13 protein-coding genes are annotated in these 18093 nt (G+C 41.3%); 2 read left to right on the forward strand and 11 right to left on the reverse strand.

What is annotated here, in order from left to right; genetic code table 11:
• The first annotated feature begins 229 nt into the window (after positions 1-229).
• The gene (gene ispB, locus ACNSN2_RS12655; RefSeq protein WP_008114958.1) at positions 230-1201 is read left to right on the forward strand and encodes an octaprenyl diphosphate synthase; all 972 of its coding nucleotides are present in this window, start codon (positions 230-232) and stop codon (positions 1199-1201) included.
• A 76-nt stretch (positions 1202-1277) separates the two neighbouring features.
• Here ispB and mdh read toward each other — a convergent pair whose 3' ends face one another.
• On the reverse strand, positions 1278-2210 hold the full coding sequence (gene mdh / locus ACNSN2_RS12660) for a malate dehydrogenase (protein WP_008466462.1): 933 nt from the start codon (positions 2208-2210) through the stop codon (positions 1278-1280).
• A gap of 225 nt (positions 2211-2435) precedes the next feature.
• Between mdh and argR the strand changes: the two genes are divergently transcribed.
• Positions 2436-2903, forward strand: coding sequence for a transcriptional regulator ArgR (gene argR / locus ACNSN2_RS12665; protein ID WP_008466460.1), 468 nt, complete (start codon positions 2436-2438; stop codon positions 2901-2903).
• A gap of 55 nt (positions 2904-2958) precedes the next feature.
• Here argR and ACNSN2_RS12670 read toward each other — a convergent pair whose 3' ends face one another.
• The 10 genes from ACNSN2_RS12670 to ampE form a co-directional block, all read right to left on the reverse strand.
• Complete coding sequence (locus ACNSN2_RS12670; protein ID WP_054201945.1) at positions 2959-3858, reverse strand: Dyp-type peroxidase; 900 nt, start codon at positions 3856-3858, stop codon at positions 2959-2961.
• Positions 3859-3897: 39 nt separating this feature from the next.
• A complete protein-coding gene (locus tag ACNSN2_RS12675) occupies positions 3898-4950 on the reverse strand; it encodes an ABC transporter ATP-binding protein (protein WP_418607603.1) in 1053 nt (350 codons plus the stop codon).
• Positions 4951-6582 carry an ABC transporter permease gene (locus ACNSN2_RS12680; RefSeq protein ID WP_418607605.1) on the reverse strand — a complete coding sequence of 544 codons (1632 nt, stop codon included), beginning with the start codon at positions 6580-6582 and terminating at the stop codon, positions 4951-4953.
• The gene (locus ACNSN2_RS12685; RefSeq protein WP_248528922.1) at positions 6582-7586 is read right to left on the reverse strand and encodes a Fe(3+) ABC transporter substrate-binding protein; all 1005 of its coding nucleotides are present in this window, start codon (positions 7584-7586) and stop codon (positions 6582-6584) included. The genes ACNSN2_RS12680 and ACNSN2_RS12685 overlap by 1 nt, the downstream gene beginning before the upstream one ends.
• Before the next feature lie 915 nt (positions 7587-8501).
• On the reverse strand, positions 8502-9188 hold the full coding sequence (locus ACNSN2_RS12690; RefSeq protein WP_055012491.1) for a tRNA-uridine aminocarboxypropyltransferase: 687 nt from the start codon (positions 9186-9188) through the stop codon (positions 8502-8504).
• A 366-nt stretch (positions 9189-9554) separates the two neighbouring features.
• Positions 9555-10982 (reverse strand): dihydrolipoyl dehydrogenase, encoded by a 1428-nt coding sequence (gene lpdA / locus ACNSN2_RS12695; protein WP_008114944.1) that lies wholly within the window; start codon positions 10980-10982, stop codon positions 9555-9557.
• Positions 10983-11145: 163 nt separating this feature from the next.
• Positions 11146-13062: a pyruvate dehydrogenase complex dihydrolipoyllysine-residue acetyltransferase gene (gene aceF / locus ACNSN2_RS12700; RefSeq protein ID WP_055013466.1), complete on the reverse strand. Its 1917-nt coding sequence runs from the start codon at positions 13060-13062 to the stop codon at positions 11146-11148.
• Positions 13063-13072: 10 nt separating this feature from the next.
• A complete protein-coding gene (gene aceE, locus ACNSN2_RS12705) occupies positions 13073-15739 on the reverse strand; it encodes a pyruvate dehydrogenase (acetyl-transferring), homodimeric type (protein WP_010391663.1) in 2667 nt (888 codons plus the stop codon).
• Positions 15740-15823: 84 nt separating this feature from the next.
• On the reverse strand, positions 15824-16573 hold the full coding sequence (pdhR, locus tag ACNSN2_RS12710) for a pyruvate dehydrogenase complex transcriptional repressor PdhR (RefSeq protein ID WP_008114937.1): 750 nt from the start codon (positions 16571-16573) through the stop codon (positions 15824-15826).
• A gap of 664 nt (positions 16574-17237) precedes the next feature.
• Entirely contained in the window at positions 17238-18089 is an 852-nt protein-coding gene (gene ampE / locus ACNSN2_RS12715) for a beta-lactamase regulator AmpE (protein WP_055013474.1), read from the reverse strand.
• Positions 18090-18093: the final 4 nt, after the last annotated feature.

The following is an 18093-nucleotide window of genomic DNA, read 5'->3' on the forward strand; positions in this document are numbered from 1 at the left end:
GGTTAGAGAAAATAAATTAGCAATCGCAAAGCAAGCCCACGCAGTTCAATTAACCGTCAAGGATGATTCAAATTTAAACCGCGCTGTTTAATCATTTATTCACCAAGTTAATAGGTCATTTAACCTACTTAAGGGTGTTTTTTTAAGGAATCATCACAAAATATCGAGCTAATGCGTTTTTTGTTGTACAATCTGCGCCGTTCACACATTAAAATTGGCTCGGAGATCAATGGATATAAAAGCTATCCAGGCGTTAATCGAAAGCGATATGAATGACGTCAATCAACTAATACATGCGCAAATGCGCTCAGATGTGGCGTTAGTTAATCAACTTGGTTTGTATATTGTTAACAGCGGTGGCAAACGTGTTCGCCCCATGTTGGCTATTTTGGCGGCTAAAGCGCTAGGTTACCAAGGTAAAGATCACATTACGCTAGCAACAATTATTGAATTTATTCATACCGCAACGCTTTTACATGACGATGTAGTAGATGAATCTAACTTGCGCCGTGGCACACCCACAGCAAATGCCGAGTTTGGTAATGCCGCCAGTGTTCTCGTGGGAGACTTTATTTATACTCGCTCGTTTCAGCTAATGGTAGGCCTTGGTAAAATGCAGATAATGCAAGTATTAGCCGATGCAACCAATATTATTGCTGAAGGCGAAGTGCTGCAATTAATGAACTGTAATGACCCAGATACTACTGAAGCCAGTTATATGCAGGTTATTTACTCTAAAACCGCCAAGTTATTTGAAGCTGCAACCGGGCTAGCTGCTATTATTACTGAGCAAGATGACAGTGTATTAAACGCACTTAATTTGTATGGTATGCATTTAGGCACTGCTTTTCAGTTAGTGGATGATGTTTTAGATTACAACGCTGATGCCGACCAACTTGGTAAAAACATTGGCGATGATTTAGCTGAAGGTAAGCCGACGTTACCTCTTATATATGCAATGCAACACGGTAGTGAGCATCAAACACAGTTAATAAGAGACGCTATTGAGCACTGTAATGGTATGGAGCATCTAGATGAGATACTCGCTGCACTTAAACATACCAATGCCCTTGAGTTCACTATGCAAAAAGCAGAGCAAGAAGCAGAGAAAGCAATTGCTTGTTTAGATTGCTTAGCTGAATCAAGTTACAAGCAAGCATTAATTAGCTTAGCTAGAATAGCGGTTGATCGCGACCACTAAGTTATACTGTGTAGATAATTCCGAGCAATAAAAAAGCCTGCAAATGCAGGCTTTTTTTATGGGTTAATTTTGGCTATTACGCCATAAAATCAACACCTTCTTTAATGTCTTTTTTCAGAGTTTCAAGCATGTCATTTTTTGCTTGCTCTTCAAATGCGCTTAGTGTGCCGTAAGAAAGAATTTCTTCTACGCCATTTTTACCTAAACGTACTGGATGTGCGAAGTACTCTGCATCGCCATTTTCAACAGCAACGTATGCATAATCTACAACGTCTTCACCTTGTAAGCCTTTAACTAAAGACATACAAAAACGTGCAGCAGCAGCACCCATTGATAATGTTGCAGAACCACCGCCCGCTTTAGCATTAACTACTTCAGTACCCGCGTTTTGGATACGTGGAGTCAGTGCAGCCACTTCTTCATCAGTGAAAGTAACACCTTCAACTTGAGAAAGTAACGGTAGGATAGTTGTGCCTGAGTGGCCACCAATTACTGGAACTTTAACGCTTGCTACGTCAACGCCTTTAAGCTCAGCAATGAACGCTTCAGAACGGATCACATCGAGTGTTGTAATACCGAATACACGTTTAGCATCATAAGTACCTGCTTTTTTAAATACTTCAGCAACAATTGGTACAGTGCCGTTAACTGGGTTAGTAATAATACCCACAAGCGCTTTAGGACAGTTAGCAACAATGCCTTCTGCTAGTGTTTTGATGATACCAGCGTTAACATTAAATAAATCAGCACGATCCATACCTGGCTTACGTGGCATACCCGCTGGGATAAGAACGATATCACAACCTGTTAATGCTTTATCTAAATCGTCAGCACCAAAACCTGCAACTTTAACATCTGTTGGGATGTGAGAAAGGTCAACAGCAACACCAGGAACTACTGGCGCAACATCATATAGTGATAATTCAGAGCCAGCTGGTAAACCTGTTTTTAATAATAAAGACAACGCTTGACCGATACCGCCTGCAGCACCTAATACAGCAACTTTCATTGGAATTCTCCGTGATTTGAGGTAGGAAATATTTGTGGTTCATAAGATAAAGAAATTAACGACTAAAAACAAATTTATCCTGCTTATTTTAGCTATATTTTCGACCATAGTTGTAAACTTTGCTGTTTAAACGCAGCAAAATGGCAACTTAAGCAAACAACTGCTGCATAATTATGCATTTTTGTGTAGAATTTGCAGTATCTATTACATAACTAATTAGACACTATGCAACCACAAGATAAACAAGAAGCATTGGTTAAAGCCTTTAAAGCACTTTTAAAAGAAGAAAACTTTGGCTCACAAGGCGAAATAGTTGATGCGTTAAAAGAGCAAGGCTTTGATAATATTAGCCAAAGTAAAGTGTCGCGAATGTTAAGTAAGTTTGGCGCGGTACGCACCCGTAATGCAAAACAAGAAATGGTATACTGTTTACCCGCCGAAATGGGGGTACCAACCGCTAAGAGCCCATTACGCCAGCTCGTTATTGATATTATGCATAACGAAATGATGATTATTATTCGCACCAGTCCTGGAGCTGCTCAACTCATTGCGCGTTTACTTGATTCATTAGGCAAAGCAGATGGCGTACTAGGTACTATTGCTGGCGATGATACTATTTTTATCGCACCAGCTAAAATCTCAGAAATAGACCTCACACTAGAGCGTGTTCGTATTTTATTTGATACGGTTTAATCACTAACGCTGTAATAAAGACGGCTATGAATAATACATAGCCGTTTTGTAATTTTTATAACTGCTTTAAAAATCGTACTGAGGGGGCAAAAAATGCAGAGCCCATATCCGCCTGAGTAAAATCAAGCCAGTGATCATAATTCTCTCCCTGCCCTAGTCGGCTAGTTAGCACTTTTTCGAATGCATCCCCTTTAGCAGAGCACGTAATCACTAACATACCTTGCTCATACACATCGCCATAAGGCATGCTTTGGTTAAGTAACAGTGCCTGACCTTGTTCGTCTTTTAATTCACTTCGGGTTGCATGGCTGCTCTCAAGTGCGGGGCTGAGCAAGGTATTATCAAGGCGTGTACGACCCATTATTTGCTCTTGTTCATGTAATGACAAATGCTGCCACAGGCTCAAGTCATGTTTATAGCGCTGCACATGAATGTAACTACCTTGATCTTCAAAACTATCAGGTTTGTTTACTAACGCCGTTACGCGTTTTTGACGGCCATGTGGGGTATCGCCCGCATAAATAAAACCATTAAAATCACGACCATCTAAAAAACGGAAATTACGAACTTGCTCTACCAGCTCAACATCAGGGGTGAATAGTTTGAGTATTTGTAGTGCAAACAAGTGGTTCACGTCTTCTCTGTCTGAGCGGATTTGCACAAACAAATCACATGGCCTTGCACTCATAACAAACTCGCTATGGGTAATATTAGGAAAGCTTTGCAGCTCGCTTGGCATGAAATCAGGTAAGATATGCGGCCAATATTGCGCACCAATTGCCACCATGCAAGAAAGCATAGATTCAGAAAACTGATCACTAAACTCATCTTCAATATCGCTCACTTGTTTAAGCTTAGCGCGAAGTGATTCGTCGTGACCATCAAGTACATTAAAAAATAAGTGCAAACCGTGTAAGTTTGCTTCAGCACAAATCCCTGATTGCGCTTGCGCCATTGTTATTCCTTACTTTTTAGAGCAAAACACAGTGATTAATTACGATTTAAAAAAATTCACCGTGTGCGGTTTTATTTTTATTATAACCTGTTCATTAATTTCAAATGACTGGCCATACTGAGCTGCAACTTCTATTTCTTGTTCAGCAATAACGACAGTATATACATAAGCAGAGCCAATAAAGCGACTGCTTAGAATTGTAACGCACTCACACTGCAGTTCGTTATTGTTACTACTGGCAAGCTCAAGCTGGTGTGGACGCACATAAATAACCCCCTTTTCAGCCACTGCGTGTTGCTGTGGCAGTATTGATTTAACCACACCAAACGGCGTTTCATATTCAGTGGCTGTTAATGCAGTTGCGCTTAAGTATATGCCCTGACCCAGAAACTCTGCAACCTCCTTTGAACTTGGTTTAGCAAAAAGCTGCTCTGGCGTTCCTTGCTGCGCAATTTTACCTTGGTGCATAACAGCAAGTGTATCTGAAAATGCAAACGCCTCTTCTTTTGAGTGAGTAACAAATACTGCCGACACTTGTTGAGCTTTAATAATACGTCTTATATCAGCGATTAATTCAAATCGGACTTGGGTATCAATATTAGAAAACGGCTCATCTAACAATAGTAAGCTGGGTTTATAAGCTAATGCACGCGCAATCGCTACCCGTTGCTGTTGACCACCAGAGAGTTGATGTGGATATCTATCCGCGCAGCCAACCAAGTGCACAAGTTTTAACATTTCATCCACGCGAGCCTGTTTATCCGTTTTGCTCATACCGCTTAGACCAAAGCCAATATTATTCGCCACCGTTAAATGTGGGAACAATGCGTAGTCTTGAAACATCATGCCAATATTACGATGCTCTGGTGACACAAACGTATTGGCGTCACTGACTAACTTACCATCAATAAATACCTGTCCTTGTTTGGCTTCAATTAACCCTGCAATGGCTTTAAGCGTGGTGGTTTTGCCGCAGCCACTGGCACCGAGTAAACACACTATTTCGTCTTTACCTAAGGTTAAGTCTAAATCATCTACAACCTTAGTCCCGTTATATGCATAGCTCACACCTTGTAAAATCAAACTACTCATTTAACTACGTTGCTCCATTGAACGATTAATAAAATATAACGGAATAAAGCCTACCACCACTATAAATAAAGCTGATATGGAGGCCAGCTCTAATTGTTCATCGCTAACATATTGAAACACGTGCGTAGCTAAACTTTCAAAATCAAAAGGCCTTAGCAGTAAGGCTGCGGGCAGCTCTTTCATACACTCAATAAATACCAATAAACCAGCGGTTAATAAGCCTCGGCGTAATAAAGGCAAATGCACTAAGCGTAATGTGTGGCCTTGGCTTTTCCCCATTGACTGACTTGCCATATCAAGCGAGGGGCTAATGCGTGAAAAGCTCGACTCTATAGCACCATGAGCAACTGCGTAAAAACGCACAATATAAGCAAAGATAATCGTTAGTAAACTACCAGTAAGTAATAAACCAATATCTAAGTTATAAGGAGTCAGAATGCGGTTAATAGTATTTTCTAATAGGGTGAGTGGCAACAATACAGCAATAGCTAATACTGTCCCAGGGAGTGCATACCCGGTACTTGCTAAGCGCCCAGGTATAAGTGGGTTTGCTTGTTTTGCAATGCGCTGATAAAACACCACTAAAACACTCAAAACAATAGTCACTACACTCACTACTGCGGCCACTTTCAAACTTTGCCATGCATAGCTAAAAAATTCACTACTCCACGCTTGATCAAAATACGTGATTGCATACTTGAGCAAAACAACCATGGGAATAATAAATGAGATTATTAAAATAAGGCTACAAAAGCCTGTTGCTAACCATGCAGACTTACCTTTAAGAATATAAAGCGCCTCACTGTTCACACTTGACTGACGCTCAAATACAGCTTGGTTACGACGGCTAAAACGCTCGGTGATCAATGCTAAGAATAGCAGTAACAACATCACCCCTGAAATTTTTGCTGCTGCAGTTAATGAGTAATAACCAAACCAAGTATCGTATACTGCGGTGGTTAACGTACTGACTGCAAAGTAGCTAACGGTAGCAAAATCAGCCATGGTTTCCATGCTGATCAAAGCAAGTGCCGCAACAATAGCGCCACGAGAAAGCACTAGGCTTACTTTAAAAAAGCTTTTCCATGCACTTAATCCCATTAATTGGCTTGCTTGGACTAATTTAAAGGATTGTTCACGTAATGCGGTTTTAAAAATTAAATATAAATACGGGTAGAGTACCAGCGCAATCATGATGATAGCCCCTGGCAAAGTACGTATATCAAAAAACCAGTAATCACTGGGTGATTGCCAACCAAACCACTCTCTTAGTGTTATTTGTAGCGGCCCCGCGTAGTCGAGTAAATCAGTGTACACATAAGCAATAATATAGGTAGGCATGGCAAGCGGCAGCATCAATGCCCATTCAAACTGTTGTTTGCCAGGAAAACGGCAATAAGCGGTGAGCCAACCCAGTGGCAACGCAATCAGGCAGCTAAGTAACCCTACACCTAAAACCAGCAATACGGTATTACTTATATAGTCCCACAGCACGGTATTCCACAGGTGGGTAAATACCTCTGAGTCGCCTTGTAAAGATTCTACTAGTAGAAAAAACAACGGGGTCGACAGTAATAAACCCGTCGACCACGCAATAAGCTGCCACTTCGACAGCTGAAATTTATAAGTCATTAAAGATCGAACTTCACCTCATCAATTAGCTTAAGGGCTAATGGACGATATTTGCTAATTTCATCAAGCGGTAAGCTGTCTTCCTTAAAGCTTCCCCATGATGCAACCAAACTTGAAAGCTTAACACCTGGCTTGACCGGGTACTCCATATTGAGCGAGGCATACATATTTTGCGCCTTATTGTCGGTCATATACTCTATAAGTTTCAAGGCATTTTCAGGGTTTTTAGCATACTTAGTAATTACCGCACCCGATACGTTAATATGCGAACCACGGTTAGTTTGGTTTGGAAAATTAATATTAACCGCATCTGCCCACGGTTTTTGCGCTTCATCTTGCAACATTTTACCTAAGTAGTAACTGTTACCTAAAGCTAAATTACATAAACCTTCTTTAACGGCTTTCACTTGCGCACGGTCATTTCCCTGCGGCTTACGCGCTAAATTCGCTTTTACACCCTCAAGCCATGTTTTAGTCTGGACTTCACCATGATGAGCAATCATGGAAGCCACTAACCCTAAGTTGTACGGGTGCTTACCAGAGCGAGTACAAATTTGACCTTTATATTCAGGTTCGGCTAAATCTTCATAACTCAGCTCAGGTAATGGACCTAAACGCTCTTTTGAAGAGTAAACATTACGCACTCGTTTAGTGAGCGCCACCCACTGACCATCGCCATCACGAAATGCAGCCGGCACATTATTATTAACCTGCTCGCTCTCAATAGTTTGCGTTAGCTTTAGCTCTTCTAACTGAATTAACGCACTAAAGTTTGAGGTTAAAACTAAATCTGCTTTGCTGTGCTTGCCTTCACGCTTAACACGCTCGATTAGGCCTTTTTTAGCAAACACAACATTAGTTTTAATGCCTGTTTGCTGTGTAAAATCATCTAAAATAGGTTTAATTAAAAAAGGTTGTCTAAATGAGTAAATATTCACAACATCGGTTGCAACAGCAGGTGCTGAGATAATTAGTCCAACGACAAGCGCTAGTGTTTTTTTCATATTTTCTTACCTGACTAATAATTATTATCATTAATTTTACCGCGATGAACTAAAAAGTGCACACTTTATATAATTACTTAGTGATAAATACGCCCAAAAAAGAAAACCCTTGTAAGATATCTCTTACGCTTATGGCAGTAAATGAGTAAAAACACCCTGCATAACACCCCATAAATACAGCAAGCCATTGTATTTTAAATAATTTATAAATATTTCATTTGTAAGAACATAAACCATAAGCGGTTTTATCCTACATTTACTGCAAATCACTCTCTATAATTAACCCATAAATAAGCAACGACGCTTACCGAGTAAATGGAAACGGATTAACTACTCGAATACCAAGGTTTGGTTTTTAGGATAACAGGGATTTAAGGACAGGCTCAGGATGAGTATCGCAATGGATTGTTGCACAAGGGATAGCATCAGGATGATGCATAATGGATAACAACATCGGAATAGTTGTTTATAAAGGATAGGGAACAAAAAGGACAGGCCTTAAAGGCAACACAACGGAATGGTAACAAAGGGAATGCACTCGGATGTGCAATAAGGATTGGTAATAGATTTTACCATACAGGATGTTTTAGGGATTTATGGAGACAGGCCCGGATAGCCTATATTACATAGAACTAGAAAGTAATATTGTAATAACACGGATCGTAAAAATTGGAGTTGATTAGGTTCAATTGCAGGATGCAACAAAGTTAGAAGATTCCGCAAGCGCGACTAGAGATGGTTCGCGCTTTTCTTTTGCCTGAAAGTCAGCGGTCAGCGGTCAGCGGTCAGCGGTCAGCGGTCAGCGGTCAGCGGTCAGCGGTCAGCGGTCAGCGGTCAGCGGTCAGCCAAGATTATATACATTCAAACTATGAACAAGCATTAAACTCAGTTTTTTGAATGTTCGTGCCCTGCTTTTTATTCGGGCCTACCTTTATTACGCTTACCAAGTAAATAAGCGTCGCGAAACTTAATAAAATGCTGTTCTAATTTAGTGCTCGCATCAACTTCACCAGCCAATGCTAATACCATAATAGCCACTTCTGCCGTACCTAACTGATGAGCATGAGGCGCTACACGTAATCGGTAATCAGAGAGTTTTTCTGCGGTAATAGACAGCACAGGTAAGTTATCTAAATAAGGACTCTTACGAATCATTTTTTTAGCTTCTCGCCATGTACCATCTAAAAATATAAACAATGGCTGTTTACCTGCATGCGTTTCAACCTGGGTTACCACCCTATCAGTTTCAACATCTTCAGCCGGAAAAATCACAAAAGGCTGATATTTATCATTATTCAACAATGCTAATAAAGCAGGATCTGGGGAGGTTCTATCCCAACGAAACGCATAATTATCAGGCACTATTTCCGCAATTAAACGCCCTGTATTAGACGGTTTAAAACTTTCATTGTGATACATAAGTAAGCATACTGCAGCGCTACAGCTTGCGTACTCAGCGCCCTCACAAATACAGTAATGCTTGGCAATTAAGCATTGATCACAACGATCCATTTTTCCACCACGGGCATTAAACTCACGTCGAGATTCACTTATTTGCTGAGCACGTAATGCTAAAACTGAATTTTTTAAACTCTGGGTCACTGTGGTTAATTACCTATAAACTGATGGCTGCGCATTGTAGCTAAAATAAAAGAAATTAGATATCAGCTATCAGCTATCAGCTATCAGCTATCAGCTATCAGCTATCAGCTATCAGCTATCAGCTATCAGCTATCAGCTATCAGCTATCAGCTATCAGCTATCAGCTATCAGCTATCAGCTATCAGCTATCAGCTATCAGCTACAAAATTTTGCTCATATTAACTTAAGTGTCAAGGGAGCTTGTCTTTACTGACGGCTGACGGCTGACGGCTGACGGCTGACGGCTGACGGCTGACGGCTGACGGCTATAAAAACAAAAAACCCAAGCCGAGGCTTGGGTTTTTTATCGCGATTAACTAAAAGAAATTACTTCTTCTTTTTAACTGCTTTTTTGTTTGGTAAATCAGTGATTGAACCTTCAAAAATTTCAGCAGCAAGGCCGATTGATTCGTTCAATGTTGGGTGAGCATGAATTGTTAGCGCTAGGTCTTCACCATCTGCACCCATTTCAATACCTAGACCGATTTCGCCCAGCATTTCGCCTGCGTTAATACCAATCATAGCACCACCGATAATACGGCCGCTTTCTTTATCAAAAATAAGCTTAGTAGAACCTTCAGTACGTGAAGAAGCAATAGCACGACCCGATGCAGCCCAAGGGAATACAGCTGTTTCAATGCTTAAACCTTGCTCTTTCGCTTCTTTTTCAGTTACACCCGCCCATGCAATTTCAGGGTCAGTATAAGCAATTGAAGGAATACACTTAGGATCAAAGTAATGTTTTTGACCAGAGATAACTTCTGCTGCAACATGGCCTTCATGAACCGCTTTATGCGCAAGCATAGGTTGACCCACTAAGTCACCAATCGCAAAAATATGTTCTACGTTAGTACGTAATTGCTTATCAACGTTAATAAAACCACGCTCATCAACATTCACACCCGCTTTATCAGCGTCTAACATGTTACCATTTGGTGTACGACCTACAGCAACAAGTACTTTGTCGTAACGTACTGGCTCTGCCGGTGCATTTTTGCCTTCAAACGTAACATATAAACCGTCGTCTTTTGCTTCAACGCCAGTTACTTTAGTTGAAAGCATTACATTAAACTTGTCTTTAACATGCTTTTGGTAAATTTTAATGATGTCTTTATCAGCAGCAGGAACAAGTTGGTCTGCAAATTCTACAACATCAATTGCAGAACCTAGTGCACGGTAAACCGTACCCATTTCAAGACCGATAATACCACCACCTAAAACAAGTAACTTTTCAGGAACATCTTTAAGCTCTAGCGCGCCCGTTGAATCAATAACGCGATCATCTTCTGGGATGAAAGGTAAGTTTACAGGTTTAGAACCCGCAGCAATAATTGCGTTATCAAAGGTAATGGTTGTTTTACCGTCAGCGCCTTCAACATCTAAAGTGTTGCTACCAGTAAATTTACCGTAACCAGATACAACTTTTACTTTACGCATTTTAGCCATGCCGTCTAAGCCACCTGTAAGCTGGCCAACAACAGAGTCTTTCCAAGAACGAACTTCATCTAAGTCAATTTTTGGTGCGCCAAAAGTAACGCCGTGAGATGACATTTCTGCAGCATCATCAATCACTTTAGCTACGTGTAAAAGTGCTTTAGAAGGAATACAACCAACATTAAGACATACACCGCCTAATGTCTCGCGAGATTCTACTAATGTAACTTCTAAGCCCAAGTCAGCAGCGCGAAAAGCCGCAGAGTAACCACCAGGACCACCGCCTAGTACAACAACTTGAGTTTTTAATTCGTTGCTCATGCTATTACCTTTATTGTTTGAACGGGACACAGCCCCAAAATTTAACTGCCATGTTTCTGCAAGGCAGAAAAGGGCATTTGTGCAAATATTGTATCATTGCAAATGATAAAAATCCCAGCTAAAAACAACTGGCTGGGATTTGATTTTACTCACTCTGTAGTGATCACATCACTAACTGGCGTATATCACTCATGTAACTTGCAAGAGTAACAGTAAAGCGTGCAGCAAGTGCACCGTCAATCACTCTATGGTCGTAAGACATTGAAAGTGGAACCATTAGCTTAGGCTCAAACTCTTTACCATTCCACTTAGGCTTCATTTCAGATTTTGACACACCTAAAATTGCCACCTCAGGCGCATTCACAATCGGCGTAAATGCCGTACCGCCAATGCCACCTAGGCTTGAAATAGTAAAACAACCACCTTGCATATCTGATGAACTTAACTTGCCATCACGCGCTTTAACAGATACTTCCATTAGTTCACGAGATAGTTCAATAATGCCTTTTTTATCAACATCTTTAAATACTGGTACAACTAAGCCATTTGGCGTATCAACCGCTACACCAATATTAATGTACTTTTTAAGGATTAAGCTTTCGCCATCCTCTGAAAGCGATGAGTTAAATGTAGGGAACTCAGCAAGCGCTTTAGCAGCTGCTTTCATTACAAATACTAATGGCGTAATTTTAACACCCAGCTTTTTCTTCTCGTTAAGGGCATTTTGCTCTTTACGGAACTGCTCAAGGCTCGTGATATCCGCTTCATCAAACTGGGTAACATGTGGGATTTGCACCCAGTTACGGTGTAAGTTTTTACCTGACAGCTTTTGAATACGAGAGAGTTTTTTCTCTTCTATTTCACCAAACTTAGCAAAATCAACTTTTGGCCATGGAATTAAACCAAGCTCACCGCCACCAGCATTGCCTTTAGCTGCTGATACTTGACCAGACTCAACTTGCTTAACCAGTTGCTTAACATAGTTTTGCACGTCTTCTTTAACAACACGGTTTTTACGGCCCGTGCCTTTAACGTTGGCAAGGTTAATACCAAACTCACGTGCTAAACGGCGAACCACTGGCGATGCATGTGCATAAGCGCTATTGTTTTCAAAGCTTTCAGAGCTTGCTTTAGCAGATGATGCTGCTGATTTTGACTCAGCCTGAGCTGCCGGCTTAGATTCTGTTTTAGGCGCTGGTGCTGATTTTTCTGCAGGTGCTGCAGCTGGTGCACTACCCGCCACTTCAAATACAAAAATCAATGAGCCAGTTTTAACTTTATCGCCAGTCGCTACTTTAATCTCTTTAACAGTACCTGCAAACGGCGCCGGTACTTCCATAGCTGCTTTGTCGCCTTCAACGTTTAAGATAGATTGCTCTTCTTCTACGCTATCGCCAACCGCAACCATAACTTCTGTTACTTCAACTTCGTCATCACCAATATCAGGCACGCTAACTTCTTTAGTGCTTGATGCCGATGTTTGTTCAGCAGGCTTCTCTTGTGCTTTTGAATCAGCTGCAGGGGCACTTTGGTTATCACCACCTGACACTTCAAAAACAAATACTAATGAACCCGTTTTCACTTTGTCACCAGTATTTACTTTAATTTCTTTTACTGTACCGGCAAAGGGTGCTGGTACTTCCATTGCCGCTTTGTCGCCTTCAACGTTTAAGATAGATTGCTCTTCTTCTACGCTATCACCAACTGCAACCATAATTTCAGTTACTTCAACTTCGTCATCACCAATATCTGGCACAGTGACTTCTTTGGTTGATGAAGCCGATGACGCAGCAGGTGCAGCTTCCTCGGTTTTTTCAGCTTCTTTAGAGTCAGCAGCAGAATCTTGCGCTTCACCTTCAAAGATGAACACTAAAGTGCCTGTGGTAACAGTGTCACCCACATTTACTTTAATTTCTTTTACCGTACCGGCTTGTTCAGCAGGTACTTCCATCGCAGCTTTATCACCTTCAACACTTAATAGTGATTGGTCAACTTCAACTTTATCGCCAACGCTCACTAGTATTTCGGTTACTTCTACTTCATCGCCACCGATATCAGGTACTTTAATTTCAATACTCATTGCAAACCTCTTATGCGTACAGTGGATTTAGTTTGTTAGTGTCAATGTTGAATTTTTTAATAGCTTCAACAACCACTGACTTTTCAACTTCACCACGTTTAGCAAGTTCAGATAATGTCGCAACTACCACGTAGCTTGCGTTAACTTCAAAGTGACGACGTAGGTTTTCACGGCTGTCTGAACGACCGTAACCATCTGTACCCAATACTTTGTAGTTATTGCTTGGGATAAATGAACGCGCTTGTTCTGCGTAGTTTTTCATGTAATCCGTTGCAGCAACAGTTACTGAATCGTTTAATACGCTAGTGATGTATGGCGTTTTTTGCTCGCTTTCTGGGTTAAGCATGTTGAAACGTTCAACATCTTGTCCATCACGGGTAAGTTCATTGAATGAAGTTACTGAGTAAACATCAGACGCAATACCAAACTCTTCGCTTAAAATTGCCGCAGCTTTACGCACTTCAGTCATAATAGTACCTGAGCTTAATAGCTGTACGTTGGCTTTTTTACCTTCGTAGCTTTCTAGCTTGTAGATACCTTTACGAATACCTTCTTCAGCGCCTTCTGGCATTGCTGGCTGATGGTAGTTTTCGTTCATTAGCGTTAGGTAGTAGTAAATATTTTCTTGCTCTTCACCGTACATACGACGAATACCGTCTTGCACGATAACCGCTACTTCAAATGCATAAGTAGGATCGTAAGAAATACAGTTAGGTACTGTGTTTGCAAGAATGTGGCTGTGGCCATCTTCATGTTGTAAGCCTTCGCCATTTAGCGTTGTACGACCCGCTGTAGCACCTAATAAGAAACCACGTGCTTGTTGATCCCCTGCCATCCATGCCATGTCACCAACACGTTGGAAACCAAACATAGAGTAGTAAATGTAGAATGGGATCATCGGTAAGTCGTTGGTGCTGTAAGATGTTGCAGCAGCAACCCATGACGACATTGCACCTAGCTCGTTAATCCCTTCTTGTAATACCTGCCCTGAGGTTGCTTCTTTGTAGTAAGAAACAATATCACGGTCTTGAGGGGTGTAATTTTGGCCATGTGGGTTGTAAATACCGATTTGACGGAATAAACCTTCCATACCAAAAGTACGTGCTTCATCGGCAATAATTGGCACAATATTTTTACCAATACCTTTATCTTTTAATAAGATATTAAGTGCACGGACAAAGCCCATAGTGGTTGAAATATCACGTTTTTGCTCTTCAAGTAATGGCTTGAACGCATCTACTTCTGGTAACTGTAATTTTTCAGAGAACTTAGCGATACGTGTTGGCGTGTAACCTTGTAGCGCATCACGACGAGCATGAAGATACTTGTACTCTGGAGAATCTTTTTCAAGCTCTAAGTATGGTAGCTCTTTTAATTGCTCTTCAGATACTAAATCATCTAAGCCTAAACGAGAGCGTAAGTGAGCCACATGCGACATATCCATTTTCTTAACTTGGTGCGCAATGTTTTTACCTTCAGCCGCTTCACCCATGCCGTAACCTTTTACTGTTTTAGCAAGGATCACTGTTGGACGACCTTTCGTCTCTTCTGCTTTTTTAAAGGCTGCAAACAGTTTTGAAGGCTCATGACCACCGCGCTTAAGGGCGAAAATTTCTTCATCTGTCATATCAGCAACAAGTGCTGCTGTTTCTGGATAACGACCAAAGAAATGTTCTCGTACGTACGCGCCATCTTTTGCTTTATATGTTTGGTAATCACCATCAACAGTTTCGTTCATTAACTGTAGTAATTTACCTGTGGTGTCTTTAGCAAGCAGAATATCCCAACCGCTGCCCCAAACAAGTTTAATAACATTCCAGCCAGCGCCTTTAAATAGGCCTTCTAGCTCTTGAATGATTTTACCATTACCCATTACAGGGCCATCTAAGCGCTGTAGGTTACAGTTAACTAAGTAACATAGGTTATCTAGCTTCTCACGGGCAGCAAAAGAAATAGCACCACGTGATTCTGGCTCATCCATTTCACCATCACCTAAAAACGCATATACACGTTGGTTTTTAGTGTCTTTTAATCCACGGCCATCTAAATATTTTAAGAAACGTGCTTGGTAAATTGAAGAAATTGGACCTAAGCCCATAGATACTGTTGGGAACTGCCAAAACTCAGGCATTAATTTAGGATGAGGGTAAGAAGGTAGGCCTTTACCATCTACTTCCTGACGGAAATTATCAAGCTGTTCGGCACTTAAACGTCCTTCAACAAATGCACGCGCATAAATACCCGGAGAAATATGACCTTGGTAATAGACTAAATCGCCGCCATCAACATCATTTGGCGCTTTGAAGAAATGGTTGAAACATACTTCGTAAAATGCAGCAGACGATTGGTAAGACGCCATATGGCCGCCTAAGTCGAGATCTTTTTTCGATGCACGCAATACAATCATAATCGCGTTCCAGCGAATAATTGAACGAATACGGCGCTCAAGATTTACATCACCAGGGTAGGCAGGTTCTTGATCAACCGGAATCGTATTAACGTAGTTTGTGTTAATGCCTGTTGGCATATCAACACCGTCTAAACGGGCTTGTTCTAACACTTGCTCAAGTAAAAACTGAGCTCGTTCAACACCTTCTTCGCGCACAACCGATTCAAGAGCTTGTAACCACTCTTGTGTTTCTAGCGCGTCTACGTCAATTTTATTGACTTCAGACATATGGAGGTTTCCTTATGTTTAAAATACTAATTTTATGTATTGAATACTTCACTGTTAACTCAAGTTAAAAGTGAATGTACTTGCTTAATTTTGTTTGGTGCGTCTTAAACTACGTTCAATTCGCGAATGCTCTTTACCCGCTTCAAGCAATGCTTCTTCAATATAGGCTAAATGCGCATTACTCGCTAAGCGAGCTTGTTCAGGATTACCGTCAATCACTGCATCCATTAATAAGCGTCTATGCTCGGCTAATTGGCTGCTTATATCTGACTTTTTAAGTAATACCGTTAAATTTTGTAAAACATTCTGCTCAAGTAAGCTTTGCATCCCTCTTACTAAATGCAGTAACACTACGTTATGAGACGCCTCAGCGATGCAAAAATGAAAATCATTAATCGCTTTGGCTTTTTGCTTTAATTCATCTTTAGCTAATGCAATCTGATCAAAGCTTTGTTTTACTTTTGCAAAATCGTTGCTTGTGCCGCGAAGTGCTGCGTAATAAGCCGCAATTCCCTCTAGCGCATGACGAAATTCTAATAAATCAAATTGCGATTCGGGGTGTTTACTGATCAAATCAAACAACGGATCAGTCAGCCCCTCTTCCAATTGATTTTTTACATACGTTCCACCACCTTGACGACGGGTTACAAGCCCTTTTGCCTCAAGCTTTTGAATGGCTTCACGCAACGACGGACGCGACACTTCAAATTGCTTAGCGAGTTCACGCTCCGGTGGTAACTTTTCTCCTGGTGCTAACGACCCCTCAAGAATCATGTTCTCAAGTTGTTGTAAAATAACATCAGATAATTTTGCCGCTTTAATTTTTAAAGACATCAATCAACGTCCGCGTTGTATAAGTGCTAGCAGCCCATTAAATAAGGCTTTTAACTGAATGACCTGACCAAAAGGTAAATTGGTCATACCAAATTTTGTCATACGTTATCAAAAACCGTAATTACTGTCAATTTACAGCAGTTTTAAAGCCCTAAGGCCAGCGTAACGTAATTTAAACAAAGTTCAAATAATACACAGATCACAGAGGATAAAGAAAGGTTAATAAGATGAAAAACAAATGGTCAGACCAGCTAACTTTGGGGTTCGGGGTTCGGGGTTCGGGGTTCGGGGTTCGGGGTTCGGGGTTCGGGGTTCGGGGTTCGGGGTTCGGGGTTCGGGGTTCGGGGTTCGGGGTTCGGGGTTCGGGGTTCGGGGTTCGGGGTTCGGGGTTCGGGGTTCGGGGTTCGGGGTTCGGGGTTCGGGGTTCGGGGTTCGGGGTTCGGGGTTCGGGGTTCGGGGTTCGGGGTTCGGGGTTCGGGGTTCGGCAGTAGGATAAAACGTAGCGCCTCATACAAACATACCTTTATTTTATTGTAATCGAGAGTTTATCTCCCGCATATTTAGGGTCTAGGTTAAAAATCAAAGGTTTTAAGCCCGTTCCCCGTTCCCCGTTGCTCATTGCTCGTAGCCCGCCAACTAATACCTAGAACCTAACCCCTGCTCTTTAACTTAAACCACCAAATAAAGTCATTAAGGCAATTAATACTAAATAAAAAAGTACATTGCGCTTAACCAGTTTGATCATGCAGGTGGCTTCAAAGGTGCAACCATAATAGCGCTCTTCAACTTGTTCAGCCGCTAGAGCCGTATAAGTAACCACCTTGCGATTAGGGCTTGAAAAGTCAAACACGTAATGCAGCCAACAGCTAGTCCCTTTATTAAAGTTACCAATCACTAAATAACCAAAACTGGTAATACGCGCTGGGAGCCAATCTAGCCAAAACAATAAACGGTGGATTAACTTAAAATGCTTAGCAATTACTTCATCACGATTGTCACTCACTAAGTCGGCAAAAGTGCGCACTAGCGCATAAAAAACAGCACCGGCAACACCCAATACCACAAACCAAAATATAACCGCACAATAAAATCGAAAGTTAACCCAAGCCAGCGTTTGCCCTAAGGTTTCACCGCCTTGTTGCTCCTCTGTGCGCTTTTGTCCCAATTGCAAAGCGTATAAGGTAGCTGCAGTTTGATCACCTCGAGTTAATGCATTGAGGTACGACTTATACAAAGCACGCTGTTTAGCACAACCAAAGCACACCAATAACACTGCCACATTAAAAACAAGCTGCCAAAGTACAAAGTCAGATAAAAAATACACACACCCAATAGCAATCACAGGCAGGAATAGCCAAATTAAAAACCCCGTAGCTGTGCCAAATAAACCTTTATTGGTCAATAAATTAACAGAGCGAGTTAAGTAGCCATTAGCGTAATAACTCATTTGCCAATGCGCAGAGCGAGCACCTAAACGCTCAAGTATCAGTGCTATTATTATTGAAACCAAAATCATGTTG

The organism is Pseudoalteromonas sp. US3C1013 (genome assembly GCF_048401115.1).
Lineage (GTDB): Bacteria > Pseudomonadota > Gammaproteobacteria > Enterobacterales > Alteromonadaceae > Pseudoalteromonas > Pseudoalteromonas undina.